Source organism: Fictibacillus arsenicus (genome assembly GCF_001642935.1).
GTDB classification, from domain to species: Bacteria; Bacillota; Bacilli; order Bacillales; family Fictibacillaceae; genus Fictibacillus; species Fictibacillus arsenicus_B.
In genome coordinates, this window is the sequence record NZ_CP016761.1 from 889,485 (window position 1) to 905,858 (window position 16,374).

Here is a 16,374-nt window from a genome sequence, read left to right on the forward strand (position 1 = left end):
AAGTGGGTACTTTTTTCGATATTCGAACCCCTTCGCTCTTTTCTTGGAGTGAGGGGTTTTTATTATTTTAAGGAGGTGGACGGCATTAAAAAAGGAGTGAAAGTATGGCAGTACTTTCACCCCGGCTGCGATTATCATCCTTGAGGAGGACACAGTATCGCTTAAATATTTTATCATTTTAAGTGAAATGGCGTCCAATTCAGGGAAAAATCCTTGAGGAGGAAAATAAATGAGTGAGTTGAAATTTGCGTATTGGGTACCGAATGTAAGCGGAGGTTTGGTCGTATCTAAGCTGCCGCAGGAAACAGACTGGACATTTGAAGCGAATAAACGTTATGCACAAATCGCGGAGGAATCAGGATTTGACTTTGCACTTCTTCAGACGCGATTCTTTGCCAGCTATGGTGCAGAATATCAGCTGGAGGCGGCTACACTTGCAGCAGCACTGGCAAGTGTAACGAAAAAGATTAATCTTATTTCAGCCGTTCATCCTGGTCTATGGCATCCTGGTGTTTATGCGAAAATGATGGCTACACTGGATAATATCTCTGGTGGCCGTGCTGCGATTAACGTAGTAAGCGGCTGGTTTAAAGGCGAGTTTACAGGCTACGGGGAACCGTGGCTGGAGCATGACGAACGATATCGCCGTTCTGAAGAATTTATTAGAGTTATAAGAAGTCTTTGGACAGAAGAAGAGACAACTTTTAAAGGTGATTTTTACAGAATAAATGGCGCTCCTTTGAAGCCGAAACCTGTTCAAAAGCCAACCCCTCCAATCTTTCAAGGAGGAAACTCAAAAGCTGCTAAAGAAATGGCAGCGAGAGTTTCAGATTGGTATTTTATGAACGGCAACACGACTGAGGGTTTTAAGAATCAGATCGAAGAAGTAAAAGCATTAGCTAAGAAAGAAGGTCGTACTTTGAAGTATGCGGCCAATGGATTTGTCATTGTACGAGATACAGAAGAAGAGGCTGTTCAAGTACTGCGTGATATTGTATCGAACGCTGATGTTGAAGCCGTTGAAGGATTTGGAGAGGCTGTAAAAGAAGCGGGGCAATCTTCTAAGGAAAAAGAAGGTATGTGGGCAAATTCAACATTCGAAGATCTCGTCCAATACAATGATGGATTTAAGACAGGATTGATCGGGACGCCTGAACAAGTAGCTGACCGCATTATTGAGCTGAAACAACTTGGAGTGGACCTTGTTTTGACAGCCTTTTTACATTATGAAAAAGATTTGAAGGACTTTGGGGAGAAAGTGATACCGCTGGTGAAAGAAAAAGAAACCAGATTGAAGGAAGAAGGAGTGCTTGTTTAGATTTGATACGAATATTGAGAAAAAGTCGCCATTGGCGGCTTTTTTGTTTTGTATTGTATAGAATTTACGAGCGATTCTGGAATTTTACGAGTGATTCTAAAATTTTTACAAGCAATTCTCAGTTCACGGGTTAAAATCGTAGTTCTTCTTCAGTTTGTAAGACTTAAGACCCAGGCGCCACTACCAGCCTTAAAAATTTATGGAAAGAACTTAGGGAAAATTCATCATTGACGATGATAATCATTATCATTTAAGGTTATACATGTAATTAATAATGAGAATCATTTTCAGTAATCTAAATTCAATCAAAATCTCAAGGAGGAGCAAACATGAGCACCTTACAAATGGAAATGAACGAACTTTATCTGAAGCAGCAGGAAAAACGGGAATCAAACGCGAGATCCTACCCTAGACGCATACCGATTGCTATAGAAGAAGCTGAAGGAATCTATGTAAAAGATGCAGATGGAAGAAAATTCATAGATTGTCTGGCCGGGGCAGGGACGCTGGCACTTGGGCATAATCATCCGGTTGTGATCGATGCGATTGAAAAAGTGCTACATGACAAGCGTCCATTACATACACTGGATTTAACGACGCCAGTAAAAGAAGAATTCGTAAGTGAAGTGTTTGATAGTTTACCAGAAGAATTCGCGAAACGAGCAAAGATTCAATTTTGCGGACCAACTGGCGGAGATGCGATTGAAGCTGCGATCAAACTCGTAAAAACAGCGACGGGAAGAAGAAGCATTCTATCTTTCCAAGGTGGGTATCACGGAGCAACACATGGAACGATGGCTCTATCCGGTAACTTAGGGCCGAAACAAAATGTTCAAGGGCTAATGCCAGATGTTCACTTCATGCCTTACCCGTATGCATATCGCTGTCCATTTGGGATGGGTGGAGATGACACTCATAAGATCAGTGCCAAATATATCGAAAACCTTTTATATGATCCGGAAAGCGGAATCTTGCCTCCAGCAGCAATGATCTTGGAAGTCGTACAAGGTGAAGGCGGATCCATCCCTGCACCGGTTGAGTGGCTCCGTGAAATACGCAGAATCACGAAAGAGCGCAATATTCCGCTTATTATCGATGAGGTTCAAACAGGTATTGGCCGTACAGGCGAGCTGTTTGCCTTCCAGCATGCAGGCATCATTCCTGATGTTGTTGTTTTATCAAAAGCTATTGGCGGAAGTTTGCCATTATCCGTTGTGATCTATGACCGTGAACTGGATAAATGGGCACCAGGAGCACATATCGGAACGTTCCGTGGTAATCAGATGGCGATGGCCGCTGGTACAGCTACTCTCAAATACATCAAAGAAAACAACTTATCACAGCATGCGAAAGAGCTCGGTGAAAAGCTCATGCTGGAACTAACTATTCTTCAAAATGAAATTTCTGAGATCGGTGATGTCCGCGGACGTGGATTGATGGTTGGGGCAGAAATTGTGAATCCAAAAATCCCGTCGGGGCAAAAAGGAACATTTGCGGCAAATCCTGAACTAGCGAGCCGCATTCAAAAAGAATGCTTTAAAAGAGGCTTGATTTTGGAAGTCGGAGGCAGATATGGAAGTGTCATCAGATTCCTGCCGCCACTTATCATTACTGAAGAACAGCTGGATGATGTGATAGCGATATTTACAGATGCGGTAAGAGCCGCGCTCAAATAGGGGTGCAGAATGAACACAACTGATTTTGACCGTTTTTTTCTAAATAACAGTGAAGCAGGATTGCAAAGTTTTCAGCACATCCTGTTTGAATCACAGCATTTGCTGAGCCAATTTTATAAAAACAATACAGATGCCTTTAACGGAAAGCATCCACATGACATTGAAAAAGAAATTCTTGCCATGCCTATCGCTTCAAAAGATGGAGATGATCCTCTCATGGTCCTTGAAGAAGTGAAAGAAAAGATCGTTAAAAACAGCATACACGTATCACACCCGACAAGTATAGGGCATCTTCATTGTCCTCCGCTTATTCCAGCAGTTGCAGCTGAGCTGATCATCGGTGTACTAAATCAATCGATGGATTCTTGGGATCAAAGCTCAAGCGCCACGTACCTGGAAGAACGGCTGATCCAGTGGGTGAGCGAAAAACTGGGACTTCCGAATACGGCAGATGGCACATTTACAAGCGGAGGCACACAATCCAACTATATGGGATTACTGTTAGCACGTGACCATTTCTGCGAAAAAGAGTGGAGCTGGAACGTGAAGATGGAAGGTCTTCCGCCTGAAGCAGGCAAGATGCGTATTCTTTGTTCTGAAGATGCTCATTTTACGGTGAAAAAGTCAGCGTTCCAGTTAGGAATAGGTGAACAGGCAGTTGTAACCATCGAAACCGATCACAACAAAAAGATGAATGCCAATGTATTAAATGAAGAAATAAATCGGTTAAAGTCTGAAGGCTTATATCCGATGTGTGTCGTTGCCACAGCGGGAACGACTGATTTCGGGAGCATCGATCCGATTCAGGATATAGCGGTGATAACTGAGAGGAACGGTCTATGGCTGCACGTTGATGCTGCTTATGGAGGGGCATTGATGCTGAGTAAAAAGCATTCGAACAAACTCGCTGGTATTGAACAAGCTGATTCAATCACCATTGATTTTCATAAGCAGTTTTATCAGCCGATCAGCTGCGGTGCATTCTTCGTGAAAAATAAAGAAAACTTCCGTTATGTTGCGCATCATGCTGATTACTTAAATCCTGAAAACGATGAGGAAGACGGACTCTTTCATCTGGTAAGCAAATCGGTTCAGACAACAAGACGATTTGACGCATTAAAACTTTTTATGTCACTTCGAATCGTCGGTGAAAAGAATTTTGCAAGCATGATCGATTATACACTTCACCTTGCGGAACAAACGGTTAAAGTGATGAATCAAAAAGATACATTCGAAGTGTGCAATATGCATCCGGAGATCAATGCCGTTGTATTCTGTTACAGAAATGATGACCTTGAAGAACGGGACAATATTAACACTTTTATTTATAAAAAACTTCTTCATACAGGTACGGCATTGGTTGCAAAAACAAAAGTGAAGAGCCGAGTATTTTTGAAATTTACATTGCTGAATCCGCGAACGACTATCGTGGATATTGAAGATATTCTTCATAGCATTTCTCAATTTGCAGCAGAGTACGAAAACAGGGGGATCACCCAATGACAAATCATAAATTACGAGCAGAAAATGCAAGCATGCAAAGTTTTTTAAACTGTTACCTTAGAGAAACACAAAATTTCACGGAAGATCATCCAGCTAGGGTGGAATGGCGCGGTGACACACCAGAAAAATGGCTGAAGATCTCATTAACAAATCAAGAAATATCCCTATTTGCAGCAGTTAAGCATTATTCATTAACAGGGCGTCATTTATTCCACTTCCCGGTTTTTTATAAAACGGATGAAAAAATGATTCCGCTTGATTACGTCACATTGGTTTCGCTTCTATCTAAAGAATTATTAATTGATCAAGAACGGGAAGATGCAGAAGATGAGCTGCTGCTTCGCACAATACTTAGCTGCCGAAACATTCACCGTTATTTAGAAGAACGTAAAGATGACGCAGATCAGTTAGAGCAAAGTGAGTTTACGTTTATTGAAGCAGAACAGTCTCTTTTATTCGGCCATCTGCTTCATCCGACACCAAAGAGTAAGCAAGGCATGAATGTGGAGCAAGAAGCACTTTATTCACCAGAACTAAAAGGTGCGTTCCAGCTGCATTTCTTTAAAGCAGACCGTTCTATTGTTGCTCAAGATTCGGCTCATGATTTGACAGCAGAAGAGATTACGCTGGAGCTTCTTAAACAAGATGAAAAGTTTACCAACACAATTGAGCAGGATGACCAGTCTGTCTTTATACCCGTGCATCCTTTACAAGTACCGGTTTTATTAAACGATCAGCACGTACAAAGATACATAGAAGTGGGCAAGCTGAGCTACATGGGACCATATGGTGAACCATTTTCAGCTACTTCATCGATGCGATCTGTGTACAACCGAAATTTTAAATACATGTTCAAATTCTCTGTTCCAATAAAAATCACGAATTCTCTTCGTGTGAATTTAGAAAAAGAACTTCATCGTGGAGTAGAAGTGACGAGGCTCATGCAGTCCCAGATCGGGCAAGAACTTAATGAGGTATTTCCCACTTTTAAAATCATTCAAGATCCAGCCTTCTTAAACATACCTTTGGAAAAAGAATCGTCGGGCTTTGAAGTAGTAATCAGAGAAAATCCATTCTATGAGAACGATCAAAATGCTAGTTTGCTAGCGGGGCTTTGCCAGGATCATGGATTTGGCGGACGTTCGCGAATTGCAGCCATCATTCAGGATCTTGCCGAAAAAGAAAACAGATCAACCGAAGAAGTAAGCAAAGAATGGTTCTCAGAATACTTAACGATTTGCTTAGATCCTTTGTTATGGCTGTATGAAACATATGGTGTGGCACTTGAAGCTCACCAGCAGAACTCTATTGTTCAGCTCGAAGGAGGCTATCCATCTCGATTCTATTATCGTGACAACCAGGGCTACTATTATAGTGAATCAAAGGCGGATTTATTGGTGGAACAAGTGCCTGACTTGAATCGGAAGAGCGTTACGATCTGCAGCGATGAAGTTGCCATAGAACGGTTCCGCTATTACTTTTTCATGAATCACCTGTTCGGACTGATCAACGGATTCGGTTCAGCAGGTCTTATAGAAGAATCAGAGCTTATGAAAATGTTAAGGAACAGGCTGCTGCATCATGATAACCTGACTGGCGGCAAATCCGGATTATTAAGAAGTTTGCTAGATTCTGAACATCTGCCATGCAAAGCTAACTTGCTTACACGCTTTCATGACATGGACGAGCTTGTTGGTTCAATGGAAACTCAGTCAGTCTATACGAACATCCCAAACCCATTGCAAAAGGTGTTGACTTTAGATGCAACCAGAATTTAGTTTCTACGACTCAACGATTGGAAAAACACTATCATTTGTAAAAGTAGATTTGGAGCGGGATGTTTCACTTTTGCATAAGTGGCAGCAGCGGCCTTATGTTATTCCGTTTTGGAAACTGAATATTTCGTTTAAAGAATACGAAAAGCATTTAGAGAAATTTTTGTCAGATAAGCATCAGACCTTGTATTTGGGCTTGATCGATGGCGTTCCAATGAGCTACTGGGAAGCATATTGGGTAAAAGGGGATATCGTTGAAGATTACTATGATCCTCACTCAGAAGATCAGGGAATTCACCTTTTAATCGGAGAGGAAGCATATCTTGGGAAAGGATACGCACTCCCTTTATTGCGGGCGATCGTACATTTTCAGTTCCTGTCGCAAGGGACAGAGAAAGTGATCGCAGAACCTGACATACGAAATGAAAAGATGATTCATGTTTTTGAAAAGTGCGGCTTTACAAAAGTGAAGCCGATCGATTTGCCGGATAAGACCGGAATGCTCATGTATTGCCATAGAGAAACGTTTGAGAGGAGGTGGGAAGATGTCTTTGAAACAGCCACAACTTGAAAAAGTGTATGACATCATCGGTGTTGGCATCGGTCCATTTAATCTTGGACTCGCGGCAATGCTCGATGAAACCGGAGGAAAAGAAGCATTGTTTTTTGAGAAAAAAACAGAGTTCAATTGGCATAAAGGGATGCTGATCGACGGTACAACTCTGCAAGTTCCTTTCTTCGCAGATTTGGTAAGTATGGCAAATGTAAAAAGCAAGTACACTTTCTTGAACTATCTTCAGGAACATAACCGATTGTATCACTTTTATTTTCTGGAAAACTTCCATATCCCAAGAAAGGAATACAATCATTATTGCCGCTGGGCAGCAAGTCAGCTGAACTCATGCCGATTTGGAATGGCAGTGGAACACATTCTGCCTGTTGAATTTGCAGAGTTTCCACTTTATGAAGTCATCGTAAGATCTGAAGAGACAGGGGAAACAGAAACATATTACACGAAGCATCTCGCTGTTGGAATCGGGACTATTCCTTCTATACCTTCACATCTTGAAAAGAAACTTGGTGCAAAAGTCATCCATTCTTCACAATATTTAGAATGCAGAGAAGAGATATTGAATGCTAGATCAATTACAGTGGTCGGATCAGGACAGAGTGCTGCTGAGGTGTTCTATGATCTTGCTCAGCTTCAGGATAATGATGCGTATTCGTTGAATTGGTTCACTCGCTCAAAAGGATTTTTCCCGATGGAGTATTCAAAGCTTGGGCTTGAATATTTTTCACCGGATTATACGAATTTCTTTTATCAGCTTCCCTCAACCAAGAAGGACGAGCTTTTGCAAAAGCAAGACCTTTTATACAAAGGAATCAGCATGGATACGATTGCGGATATCTATGATCTGCTTTATGAAAAATCAGTTGGGCAAAAGAAACCTGAAATTCACTTACAGGCGATGACTGAACTTGTTCATTTAGAGAATGATGCAGATACGCATCTGCTCTCACTTCGCCAAAATGTTACGAGGGAAGTCTTTGAGCTCGAATCTGATGTTGTCATTTTAGGTACAGGCTATGCACCTTCATTCCCGCACTTCTTGATGGATATGCAAGAAAGAATCCAGTGGGATCACAAGAACCGCTACCAGATCACTCAAGACTACCGATTGCAGACGAAAGATCTTGAGAACAACCATATCTTTATTCAGAATGGTGAGCTTCACACTCACGGTGTCGGTGCTCCAGATCTTGGTCTCGGTGCACACAGAAACGCAGTTATCATCAATAAACTTTTTGAGCAGGAAATCTATCCTGTAACTCATAGGAACGTGTTTCAAAACTTTGGAACGGAACCGGCATGGAAGCCCGCAACCGTACGCTAAACCTATTTCTATTAAGCTGTGTCTTTCTGTTCGTATGTACAGAAGTATTGTTATCACCGTTCTATCCGCAATTTTTCAGGAAGGTATTTGGTATAACAGACCCGGATTTAACGGGATTTTATATTATGACGTGCAGGCTAGTTGTTGTGGTCTTCACCCCGATTTGGGGACTGATCGCTAACAAATGGCAAAACAGTTCTACTCTGCTGATCATCGGCCAATGTGGAACAGGACTTTCCTGCTTCTGGATGGCGGTTTCACAGACGTTTGAGATGTTCGTCGCAGCGAGTGTTCTTTTGCTCATTTTTAAGAGCAGTTACTTTTTGCTGTACACGATACTGATGCAAGAGAACCGAAAAGAATCGTCAGGTGCTGCTGCAAGCTATCATGCTGTTCTGCAAGGTGCGATCGTAACGGCGACCTTATTGTCAGGATGGGTCATACAGATGAAAGATCCGCTGTTGATCTTTTGGATGGTTGGAACCATGGAATGTGCATTGGGTCTCGTCAGTTATTTCATGTTAAAAAAGGTGGATACAAGTGAAGTGATAGATGCATCGTTACAAGACAACAGTAAGCACAGTTTGCTGCCGCAATTTTTGATGTTCGGAATTGTCGTGCTGACCTTACATTTAGCTGTAAATATGATTCGTCCGTTTTTTACAACGTTCACCGAAAATGTGTATAACACTGATACAATGACGAGCAGTGTATTGTACTTGATACCAAGTCTTATGGCGATCGTATCTTTGCCGCTTATTCGTAAATACAGTGAGAGGCTTGGCTGGAACGGCTATATAGCCGCAACCGTTATGATTATTACAGGATTGTTTTTTCAGGGAATTGAAACGGGCATCGTTGGTTTGATCCTGTTCCGCTGTATGTTTGGAATAGGAGCTGCATGGTGTCTATCAAAATTGGATGTGTTTATTTTTCAATGGAGTCAGAACTCCCATGGAGATTACAGCAAGGTCTCTGCAATTCAAAACGTAGGACTCCTGCTCGCACCTGTAGCGGCATCATCGATCGTTAACACCCGTACGATATCAAACGTGTTTATCTATGCAAGTTTGTTTGTCGTTCTCCACTTAATTGTTTTCTTATGGGGAACGTTCACGAGAGAAAGAAACAGAGGGAAACTTCAGTTACATAAGGAGGAAAAGCATGCTTTATATAAATGAAACAGAATCGATTCTTAAAAAAGATACGTGGGAAACGGTAAACAAAAATTTGCTGGCTAAGATGCTGGCTGAGTATATGTATGAAGACATGATTCTTCCTGAACAAAATGAAGACGGATTTGTTTTCACCGTTAATGAAGAGCGTAAATACCGTTTTACTGCTGAAAGCCGTTTTTTTGACAGCTATGATGTAGATGCGTCATCGATTGAAGTGTTAGAAGAAGGTGAGTGGATTCCGGCAACGAGTGCGATCCGTTTCTTAATGGATATTCAGCCGATGATCGGAATGTCTGCCGAAACCGCCGGTCATCTTATTAAAGAATTGAATCATACACTGATCGCTGATGCCAATCTATTAAACAATCATAAAAAAACATCTGATGAATTGGTGGATCTTGATTATGCGGAGTTAGAAGGCGAGATGTCAGGACACCCATGGATCACGTACAACAAAGGGCGCATCGGTTTCGGCTTTGATGACTATAGCGAATATGCACCTGAAAATCAGCAGGAAACAAAACTGTTCTGGATCGCTGTTCACCGCGACCGAGCACAATTTCAATCAGTGAGCGCATTACATTATGAAAAACTGATCATAAGAGAGCTAGATGGTGTTCTTGTTCAGCGATTTAATGAAATTTTACGTGAGAATGGGAAACTGCCGATGGATTACTATTTCATGCCTGTTCACGAATGGCAGTGGAAAAATGTTCTGATTCAAAACTTCCCTGAAGATTTGGCAAAAGGCATGATCGTTCCATTAGAAGAAGGAACGGATCACTATTTACCACAGCAGTCGATCCGTACGTTTGTGAACAGAACGAATCCGTTGAAGGCACATGTGAAACTGCCGATGAGTATTTTAAATACGCTCGTGTATCGCGGCCTGCCTTCAGAGCGGACAGTAATCGCTCCTCAAGTTACAGAGCATATAAAAGGAATTTATGAGAAGGACAGTTTTTTACGGGATGAGTGCGAAGTTGTGCTGCCTGGCGAAGTGGCGAGCATTAATGTTAATCACACGCATTACAGCGAATTAAAAGGTGCTCCGTACCAATATCTAGAAATGCTCGGAACAATCTGGCGAGAAAGCATCTACACCTACTTGAAGCCGGGGGAACAGCCGATTACACTCGCTGCTCTTCATCATGTTGATGGGAATGGAAAGCCATATGTACAAAGCCTAATCGAAAAGTCTGGCATAAGTGCGGACGAATGGGTGAAAAAGTTCTTTGGTGTTGTCATGCCGCCGCTGCTGCACTTCTTGTATCAATATGGAACGGTTTTCTCACCGCATGGTCAGAATACGATCTTAATTTTAAAAGATTACCAGCCTGAAAGACTTGCGGTAAAAGATTATGTGGATGATGTGAACATTTCAGATCAGCCTTTCCCGGAGTTAGAAGGTGTAACGGAAGAACTGCGAAAGGTTTTGCGCAGTGAGCCGCCTGAAGGTTTAACGCAGTTTATTTTCACAGGACTCTTTATCTGCCATCTCCGTTATATGTCAAATGTGCTTGTACGAAACGAGCTGATTGAAGAGACCGCATTCTGGTCACATCTAGCTGACAGCATTGAAGCGTATCAAGAGAGGTTCTCTCACTTAGAAGAACGTTTCAAGCTATTCGATTTCTTTAAGCCAGAGCTGACAAAACTATGTTTGAACCGAAACCGGATGGTGGATTACGGCTATGGTGATGGAGATGACCGCCCGCACGCATCAGAATTCGGAAAAGTAAAGAATGCGCTTCATGAAATACGTGTAAGCAGAGTAACTGTTTAAAGATGAGTTTAAATTAAGAAAGGACTGCATTTTTGGAATGCAGTCTTTTTTAGATTGCAGTGCTGATGATGATGCGGGGGGACAGAGGAGCAATGGTGTCGGCGGATTTCGGTGAATGTCTAGTCGTGGATAAACCTCGAAAATTTTTGGATTGAGGTCCATTTTTTGTGGATAAATGGCCAAATCTTGTGGATTCACCGTCCAAAATTTTGAGATCACTGTTTGCGCGAACGTGTATCAGATTAAAGAACACGTACCGTAAATTAAAACTGAAACTTCTGTCTTTTTATTTTCGTATGTAATAATATGTAAAAGAGGTGTGATGGGGGGGCAATTGTATGGATGATTTTGAAGACTTTCAAGAGTTTCAAGAACCTGGTTTTGGTTCAGGAGATTGGATTTTTGATTTTGGACCAATGTTCATGGGAGTTATCTTTGTACTTGTTATAGGGGCGTTTCTTTTTGTGATTTTTAAAGGAATCAGTCAAAGGAGCCACAATAACAAACAACCGCAGTTGACGGTTCCTGCTGATGTAAAAACAAAAAGAAGCAGAGTTAGCGGAGGCGGTAATGATAGTTCAGCGCATACAAGCTATTTTGTGACATTCGAAGTGGAAAGCGGAGACCGTATGGAATTGCAGGTGAAACCGCAAGATTATGGACAGCTGGTTGAAGGCGACAAAGGCAATCTTACTTTTCAGGGCACGCGTTATCTGGATTTCGAGCGAAATAGACAAATAGAATCTATATAGATGGAGTTGGGAATAAAATGGCAAAAGAACTTGAGAATTATCAATCAGGTGTTTTAAATGCTTTCTTAAATAAAGAAGGGAAACTGAAAAGCATACCTTCACAGAAGAAGAAAAAGTTAGTGGTACTGGAGTACTTGGTGCGCAAATTAGAGGACGAAACTTACAGTGAAGTTCAGATCAATCAATTCATCAAACAATACCATGAGGATTTTTGTACAATTCGTAGAGAGTTTATTGTAAATGGATATATGGATCGAGACGTAGGCTTTTATAAAAAAAGAGAAGAATCATTGTGGGTGAAGTGGCAGGAGCTGAAGTAAACCGATGGGTGTCGTTAGTTTAGATAAACAAGCTTCAGAACAATCGTTATGGGAACATCTAAAAAACGATGCAGAAAGCCGTTTTGATTTGCACATTTATAAAAGTATGCCAATTAAACGCGGCTGGCTGAATCAAAAGTGGAAAATAGAAACGAAAAAAGGGACCTTTCTTTTAAAGCAATACAATAGGGAACGCATTAAAAAATATGACCTTGATACCATTCGAACGGCACTTCAGACTCAAAACCGCTGTCTTCATCATGGAGTTCCCTGTCCGGAACTGCTGGAACTTGGAGGTGAACTTTTACATGAGACTGCGGATGGTGAGCTTTATACGATTATGCGCTTTATGGAAGGAAACTTAATGAAGGCTGGAAATACTAACCTTCAACAGATGAAATCATTAGGATCAGCTGCAGGAAAGCTTCACAAACGATTAAATGATGGAACTCTTCCTCCCAAAAAAGAAACAATGTTTAATCTGCCGGCTATCCAAGATCGTATTGATTATTGGAATTCTGTTTTATTGGAGTGCGATGAAAAAGATTTAACAGAATTAAGACCCTTAATACTTTATCAAAAAGAGGCAACCAATAAAATGGTTAAGGAAGACTTTGAAAACCTGACTCCAGGATGGTGTCATCGGGATTTATGGGTCGATAATGTATTATTTTCGGCTGACTCCGCAACAGCTATCTTGGATTTTGACCGAATGAATTATGACTATCTTGAATTAGATATTGGCAGAATTATTATCTCAGCCTGCTTACATAACGATACTCTAAATAGAGAAGCAGTACATGCATTTATTGAAGGATATCGCCATACAAATGAATTATCGCTTGAGAGGTTAATTAGGTCGTTAAGGCTAGTTTGGTACATGGAGAGCACGTGGTGGATATCCGTTACCGAGCATGAAGGTGAGCCGCCTAAAAGATTTGCACACGAAATGAACTGGCTGGCACAACATTTAGGCAATCTAGAAGAGATTTTAGCTTGGAAAAAATAAGCAAGGCAAATCACGTTTTAATCATTCAGCTTAAGGGAAATTCCTCATTATCAGATCAGAGGAGTGGTTAAGTGGAAACGAAACAATTAACTTTGCTTACTAAAGAAGATATGACAAATCCAGATAGAGTTCCAGCTTGGGTCATTGAAGAGTATAAGACCTTTCATGAAACAGTAACTGACAAGACGTTTCCTTGTTACTTTGGTATGGCCGCTGAGAAAAAAGGTGAGCTCCGCTATGCTTATGTGACTCATGATGACTGGTCAAACCTGCCTGAAGCTATTAAAGAATTCAATAAACTATTTGACACGCCTAAACTGATTCGCCATGGTTTATTTGTGTTCGTCGAACCTGAAAAAGAAGAGAAAGACATTCCGCATTATCGTGAATATTTCTGGAACATCCTTAAATACCTTCACGAAACAGATGATCAACCATGGCCAGAACATATTCCTAAAGATCCTGATCATCACTTGTTTGCCTTTTCAGTGGATAATGAACCCTACTTTGTGTTTGGCAACGCACCAGCATATAAACAGCGTAAAACGAGGGATCTCGGAAACAGCTTAGTATTAGGATTCCAGCCAAGACGTATTTTCGAAGGCTTAGAAGGAACATCCCCAGGCGGAAGCATGTCACGTGAAAAAGTACGTGAACGTGTAGAGAAGTGGGATAACTTGCCGACACATCCGAACATCAGCCATTATGGTGACCCTGAGCATCGGGAATGGAAGCAGTACTTTATCGGAGATGACGTAGAACCGATTACAGGAAAATGTCCGTTTCATCATAAGTAAAAATGAAATAAATAAAGTAGGACTCTTTTGCTGGAGTCCTTTTTATATGGAAACCTTCTGCTTTTTATCTTTGTGATATCTGACATTGCTGATGAAAATAACGATACTAATAATAGTAGCTGTAAAATAGGCTTTGTTAAAATCGAAACGTTCAATACTACCGTCTTTAATCCAAATATGATAGCTAAGCTTTGCTGCCATAATCAAAGGAACAGAAAGAATCATTAGAAGCACATAATAATATAAGGTTTTTTTTGAAATCATAAAAGCCTCCTCAAACTTTCTAAAAACGAATTCTATAGGGAACAGATGAATTCCTATCATTTAATAAATTTTTTTCTTAAAATAGAAATAGAATGTTATTTAATAAATGGGAGATTACTTTTATGAGATTAAAAGATATTGCAATAAATATGGCATCAATTTATCAGCAAAATCCAAAAATAGAGGCTGTTTTACTCGCAGGCTCCGTTTCGAGAGGATGGGAAGATAAACATTCAGACATCGAGCTGAATATCTTCTGGTCTGAACCGCCAACAGATGAAGACCGAATGCATCCCATTCAAACTATCAATGGATCAGTGATTGATTTTCACCCATTTGAGGAAGAAGAATGGGCAGAGAGCTATTTAACACCTGAGAATGTGAAGCTGGAAATCAGCAGCTTTTTAACAAGTACTGCTGAAACTTGGATTAATGATGTGGTGAATGAGTTTGATATGGATTACGGAAAACAATGTATGGTTTCTTCTATCTATTACGGACGGAGTTTATATGGAGATCAATTGATTAATAAATTAAAAAGAAAAGTTCAAATTTATCCAGCTGAACTTGCAGAAAAGATGATTGAAGAGAACTTGGCGCTCTGGTACAGATGGAACAATCGCAAAGCATTATTAGACCGGAAAGACTGGCTAATGCTGTATGATCTGATGGGATCGGTTCAGAAAAAGCTAATGGGTGTGCTATTTGGATTAAACAAATTGTATATTCATCATCCATCGTTTAAATGGATGCACAAATATAGTGAGATTTTTAGCATTAAGCCAGAAAATATGGATGAAAGATTTTCTGCAATTTTTATAGGAGATGTACATAACAGTGTGCAAGAGTTGGAACTTTTAATCCACGAGGTTTTCCTTCTTGTAGAAAAGCATAATCCTCATCTCGAATTTTTGAAATTATACAAAGGAAAACTGGATTTTGTCCGACCTGAAAACAAGGTATAAAAAATGTGTAATAAATACAAAATAGTGATAGCCATCCGGGTGGATTCGTCCGCTCGGGTGGTTTTTTTATAAAGAGAGATAACTTTTAGCCATTATTGGCAAAAATGAAAATAGAATAGTTGAAAGTGTAAAAAACGTTTACGGTACAGATGATTTAGGGAAGAGCCTTATATATACCTTAAATGGAGGATTATGAATGGCTACCGTAATTAAAGGAGAATATAAGCTCGTGAACTGTGACAGTGAATATGGAACGTTAAAAAAAGTAATTGTTTGTGAACCTAGATATATGAAGATCGATGAAATCATCAATGAAACGCAGCGTCATTTTGCGAAAGACAATATAAATATGAAACGTGCGATGAAACAGCACCAGGATTTTGTGAAAATGATGGCCAATCATGGTGTAGATGTTTATAAACTTCCTCCAATGGAAAAATTCCCGGAACAGGTTTTTACACGGGATATCGGTTTCACAATTGGTGAGACGGTATTCGTTTCGAGAATGGGAAGCAATATTCGTGATGGTGAAGAAAAAATCCTCCGAAACTGGCTTCTGGAGCATCAAGTGAACCTCTCTTTAATAGAAGGAGACCGAATTGAAGGTGGAGATGTAATCGTTCATGGCCATAAAGTATATATCGGAGTAAGCGGACGGACTTCAGAAGAAACCATTCAACAATTGCAATCTCAGCTTCCGGATATGGAAGTTATCGCTGTTCCATTCGATCCAATTTATTTACATTTAGATTGTGTGTTTAACATCTTATCTGATAAAGAAGCACTTGTATATCCGCATGCGTTTGAAGAAAATGACTTTAAACTTCTCGCATCTCATTTTGAATTAATCGAAGTGAATAAAGACGAGCAATTTACGATGGGAACAAACGTATTATCGATCGGAAACAAAAAAGTATTAAGTCTTCCGTGCAATAAAGATGTAAATAACGCATTACGGGAACGAGGATATGAAGTCCTAGAAGTAGATATTTCGGAAATCATAAAATCAGGGGGATCGTTCCGCTGCTGCTCGATGCCTTTATATAGAGAATCGGTATATTAAAATAAAGTCTCTGCCACTAGGCGGGGACTTTTTTATTATTTATTTAAAACTGTTTCATAGGAACATAATTTTC

The 16,374-nt window shown here is 40.4% G+C and carries 15 protein-coding genes; 14 read left to right on the top strand and 1 reads right to left on the bottom strand.

From position 1 onward, the window contains the following. Nucleotides 1-229 precede the first annotated feature (229 nt). The 12 genes from sfnG (at nucleotide 230) to ABE41_RS04795 (ending at nucleotide 14,009) form a co-directional block, all read left to right on the top strand. On the top strand, nucleotides 230-1,318 hold the full coding sequence (gene sfnG / locus ABE41_RS04740) for a dimethylsulfone monooxygenase SfnG (protein WP_066287002.1): 1,089 nt from the start codon (nucleotides 230-232) through the stop codon (nucleotides 1,316-1,318). A 329-nt stretch (nucleotides 1,319-1,647) separates the two neighbouring features. Next, nucleotides 1,648-2,994, top strand: coding sequence for an aspartate aminotransferase family protein (locus ABE41_RS04745; RefSeq protein ID WP_066287007.1), 1,347 nt, complete (start codon nucleotides 1,648-1,650; stop codon nucleotides 2,992-2,994). A 9-nt stretch (nucleotides 2,995-3,003) separates the two neighbouring features. Beyond that, complete coding sequence (locus ABE41_RS04750) at nucleotides 3,004-4,497, top strand: pyridoxal phosphate-dependent decarboxylase family protein (protein WP_066287009.1); 1,494 nt, start codon at nucleotides 3,004-3,006, stop codon at nucleotides 4,495-4,497. Beyond that, nucleotides 4,494-6,275, top strand: a complete 1,782-nt coding sequence (locus ABE41_RS04755; protein ID WP_066287013.1) for an IucA/IucC family protein — start codon at nucleotides 4,494-4,496, stop codon at nucleotides 6,273-6,275. The genes ABE41_RS04750 and ABE41_RS04755 overlap by 4 nt, the downstream gene beginning before the upstream one ends. A gap of 16 nt (nucleotides 6,276-6,291) precedes the next feature. Beyond that, nucleotides 6,292-6,843, top strand: coding sequence for a GNAT family N-acetyltransferase (locus tag ABE41_RS04760; RefSeq protein ID WP_066294632.1), 552 nt, complete (start codon nucleotides 6,292-6,294; stop codon nucleotides 6,841-6,843). Further along, a complete protein-coding gene (locus ABE41_RS04765) occupies nucleotides 6,818-8,167 on the top strand; it encodes a lysine N(6)-hydroxylase/L-ornithine N(5)-oxygenase family protein (RefSeq protein WP_066287015.1) in 1,350 nt (449 codons plus the stop codon). Before ABE41_RS04760 ends, ABE41_RS04765 begins: the two co-directional genes overlap by 26 nt. After that, the gene (locus ABE41_RS04770) at nucleotides 8,143-9,348 is read left to right on the top strand and encodes an MFS transporter (RefSeq protein ID WP_083207663.1); all 1,206 of its coding nucleotides are present in this window, start codon (nucleotides 8,143-8,145) and stop codon (nucleotides 9,346-9,348) included. The genes ABE41_RS04765 and ABE41_RS04770 overlap by 25 nt, the downstream gene beginning before the upstream one ends. After that, entirely contained in the window at nucleotides 9,332-11,131 is a 1,800-nt protein-coding gene (locus ABE41_RS04775; protein ID WP_066287019.1) for an IucA/IucC family protein, read from the top strand. Before ABE41_RS04770 ends, ABE41_RS04775 begins: the two co-directional genes overlap by 17 nt. A gap of 338 nt (nucleotides 11,132-11,469) precedes the next feature. Continuing rightward, nucleotides 11,470-11,883 (top strand): DUF2500 domain-containing protein, encoded by a 414-nt coding sequence (locus ABE41_RS04780; RefSeq protein ID WP_083207664.1) that lies wholly within the window; start codon nucleotides 11,470-11,472, stop codon nucleotides 11,881-11,883. Between the two features lie 17 nt (nucleotides 11,884-11,900). Beyond that, complete coding sequence (locus tag ABE41_RS04785) at nucleotides 11,901-12,203, top strand: DUF2087 domain-containing protein (RefSeq protein ID WP_066287020.1); 303 nt, start codon at nucleotides 11,901-11,903, stop codon at nucleotides 12,201-12,203. 4 nt (nucleotides 12,204-12,207) lie between these two features. Beyond that, nucleotides 12,208-13,212 carry a phosphotransferase gene (locus ABE41_RS04790; protein ID WP_066287023.1) on the top strand — a complete coding sequence of 335 codons (1,005 nt, stop codon included), beginning with the start codon at nucleotides 12,208-12,210 and terminating at the stop codon, nucleotides 13,210-13,212. Nucleotides 13,213-13,322: 110 nt separating this feature from the next. After that, nucleotides 13,323-14,009, top strand: a complete 687-nt coding sequence (locus ABE41_RS04795) for a YqcI/YcgG family protein (protein WP_156774336.1) — start codon at nucleotides 13,323-13,325, stop codon at nucleotides 14,007-14,009. Between the two features lie 42 nt (nucleotides 14,010-14,051). On the opposite strand, the gene ABE41_RS04800 is transcribed toward ABE41_RS04795, so the two are convergent. Further along, on the bottom strand, nucleotides 14,052-14,273 hold the full coding sequence (locus ABE41_RS04800; protein ID WP_066287027.1) for a hypothetical protein: 222 nt from the start codon (nucleotides 14,271-14,273) through the stop codon (nucleotides 14,052-14,054). Between the two features lie 122 nt (nucleotides 14,274-14,395). Here ABE41_RS04800 and ABE41_RS04805 point away from each other — a divergent pair, with 122 nt between their 5' ends. Next, nucleotides 14,396-15,238 (top strand): DUF4037 domain-containing protein, encoded by an 843-nt coding sequence (locus ABE41_RS04805; RefSeq protein WP_066287031.1) that lies wholly within the window; start codon nucleotides 14,396-14,398, stop codon nucleotides 15,236-15,238. A gap of 196 nt (nucleotides 15,239-15,434) precedes the next feature. Beyond that, a complete protein-coding gene (locus ABE41_RS04810) occupies nucleotides 15,435-16,301 on the top strand; it encodes a dimethylarginine dimethylaminohydrolase family protein (protein ID WP_066287034.1) in 867 nt (288 codons plus the stop codon). Nucleotides 16,302-16,374: the final 73 nt, after the last annotated feature.

Bases quoted from the DNA above. Each gene is read 5' to 3' on its own strand.
- sfnG (WP_066287002.1), top strand. From the start codon at position 230: ATGAGTGAGTTGAAATTTGCGTATTGGGTACCGAATGTAAGCGGAGGT.
- ABE41_RS04745 (WP_066287007.1), top strand. From the start codon at position 1,648: ATGAGCACCTTACAAATGGAAATGAACGAACTTTATCTGAAGCAGCAG.
- ABE41_RS04750 (WP_066287009.1), top strand. From the start codon at position 3,004: ATGAACACAACTGATTTTGACCGTTTTTTTCTAAATAACAGTGAAGCA.
- ABE41_RS04755 (WP_066287013.1), top strand. From the start codon at position 4,494: ATGACAAATCATAAATTACGAGCAGAAAATGCAAGCATGCAAAGTTTT.
- ABE41_RS04765 (WP_066287015.1), top strand. From the start codon at position 6,818: ATGTCTTTGAAACAGCCACAACTTGAAAAAGTGTATGACATCATCGGT.
- ABE41_RS04770 (WP_083207663.1), top strand. From the start codon at position 8,143: ATGGAAGCCCGCAACCGTACGCTAAACCTATTTCTATTAAGCTGTGTC.
- ABE41_RS04775 (WP_066287019.1), top strand. From the start codon at position 9,332: ATGCTTTATATAAATGAAACAGAATCGATTCTTAAAAAAGATACGTGG.
- ABE41_RS04780 (WP_083207664.1), top strand. From the start codon at position 11,470: ATGGATGATTTTGAAGACTTTCAAGAGTTTCAAGAACCTGGTTTTGGT.
- ABE41_RS04785 (WP_066287020.1), top strand. From the start codon at position 11,901: ATGGCAAAAGAACTTGAGAATTATCAATCAGGTGTTTTAAATGCTTTC.
- ABE41_RS04790 (WP_066287023.1), top strand. From the start codon at position 12,208: ATGGGTGTCGTTAGTTTAGATAAACAAGCTTCAGAACAATCGTTATGG.
- ABE41_RS04795 (WP_156774336.1), top strand. From the start codon at position 13,323: ATGACAAATCCAGATAGAGTTCCAGCTTGGGTCATTGAAGAGTATAAG.
- ABE41_RS04800 (WP_066287027.1), bottom strand. From the start codon at position 14,273: ATGATTTCAAAAAAAACCTTATATTATTATGTGCTTCTAATGATTCTT.
- ABE41_RS04805 (WP_066287031.1), top strand. From the start codon at position 14,396: ATGAGATTAAAAGATATTGCAATAAATATGGCATCAATTTATCAGCAA.
- ABE41_RS04810 (WP_066287034.1), top strand. From the start codon at position 15,435: ATGGCTACCGTAATTAAAGGAGAATATAAGCTCGTGAACTGTGACAGT.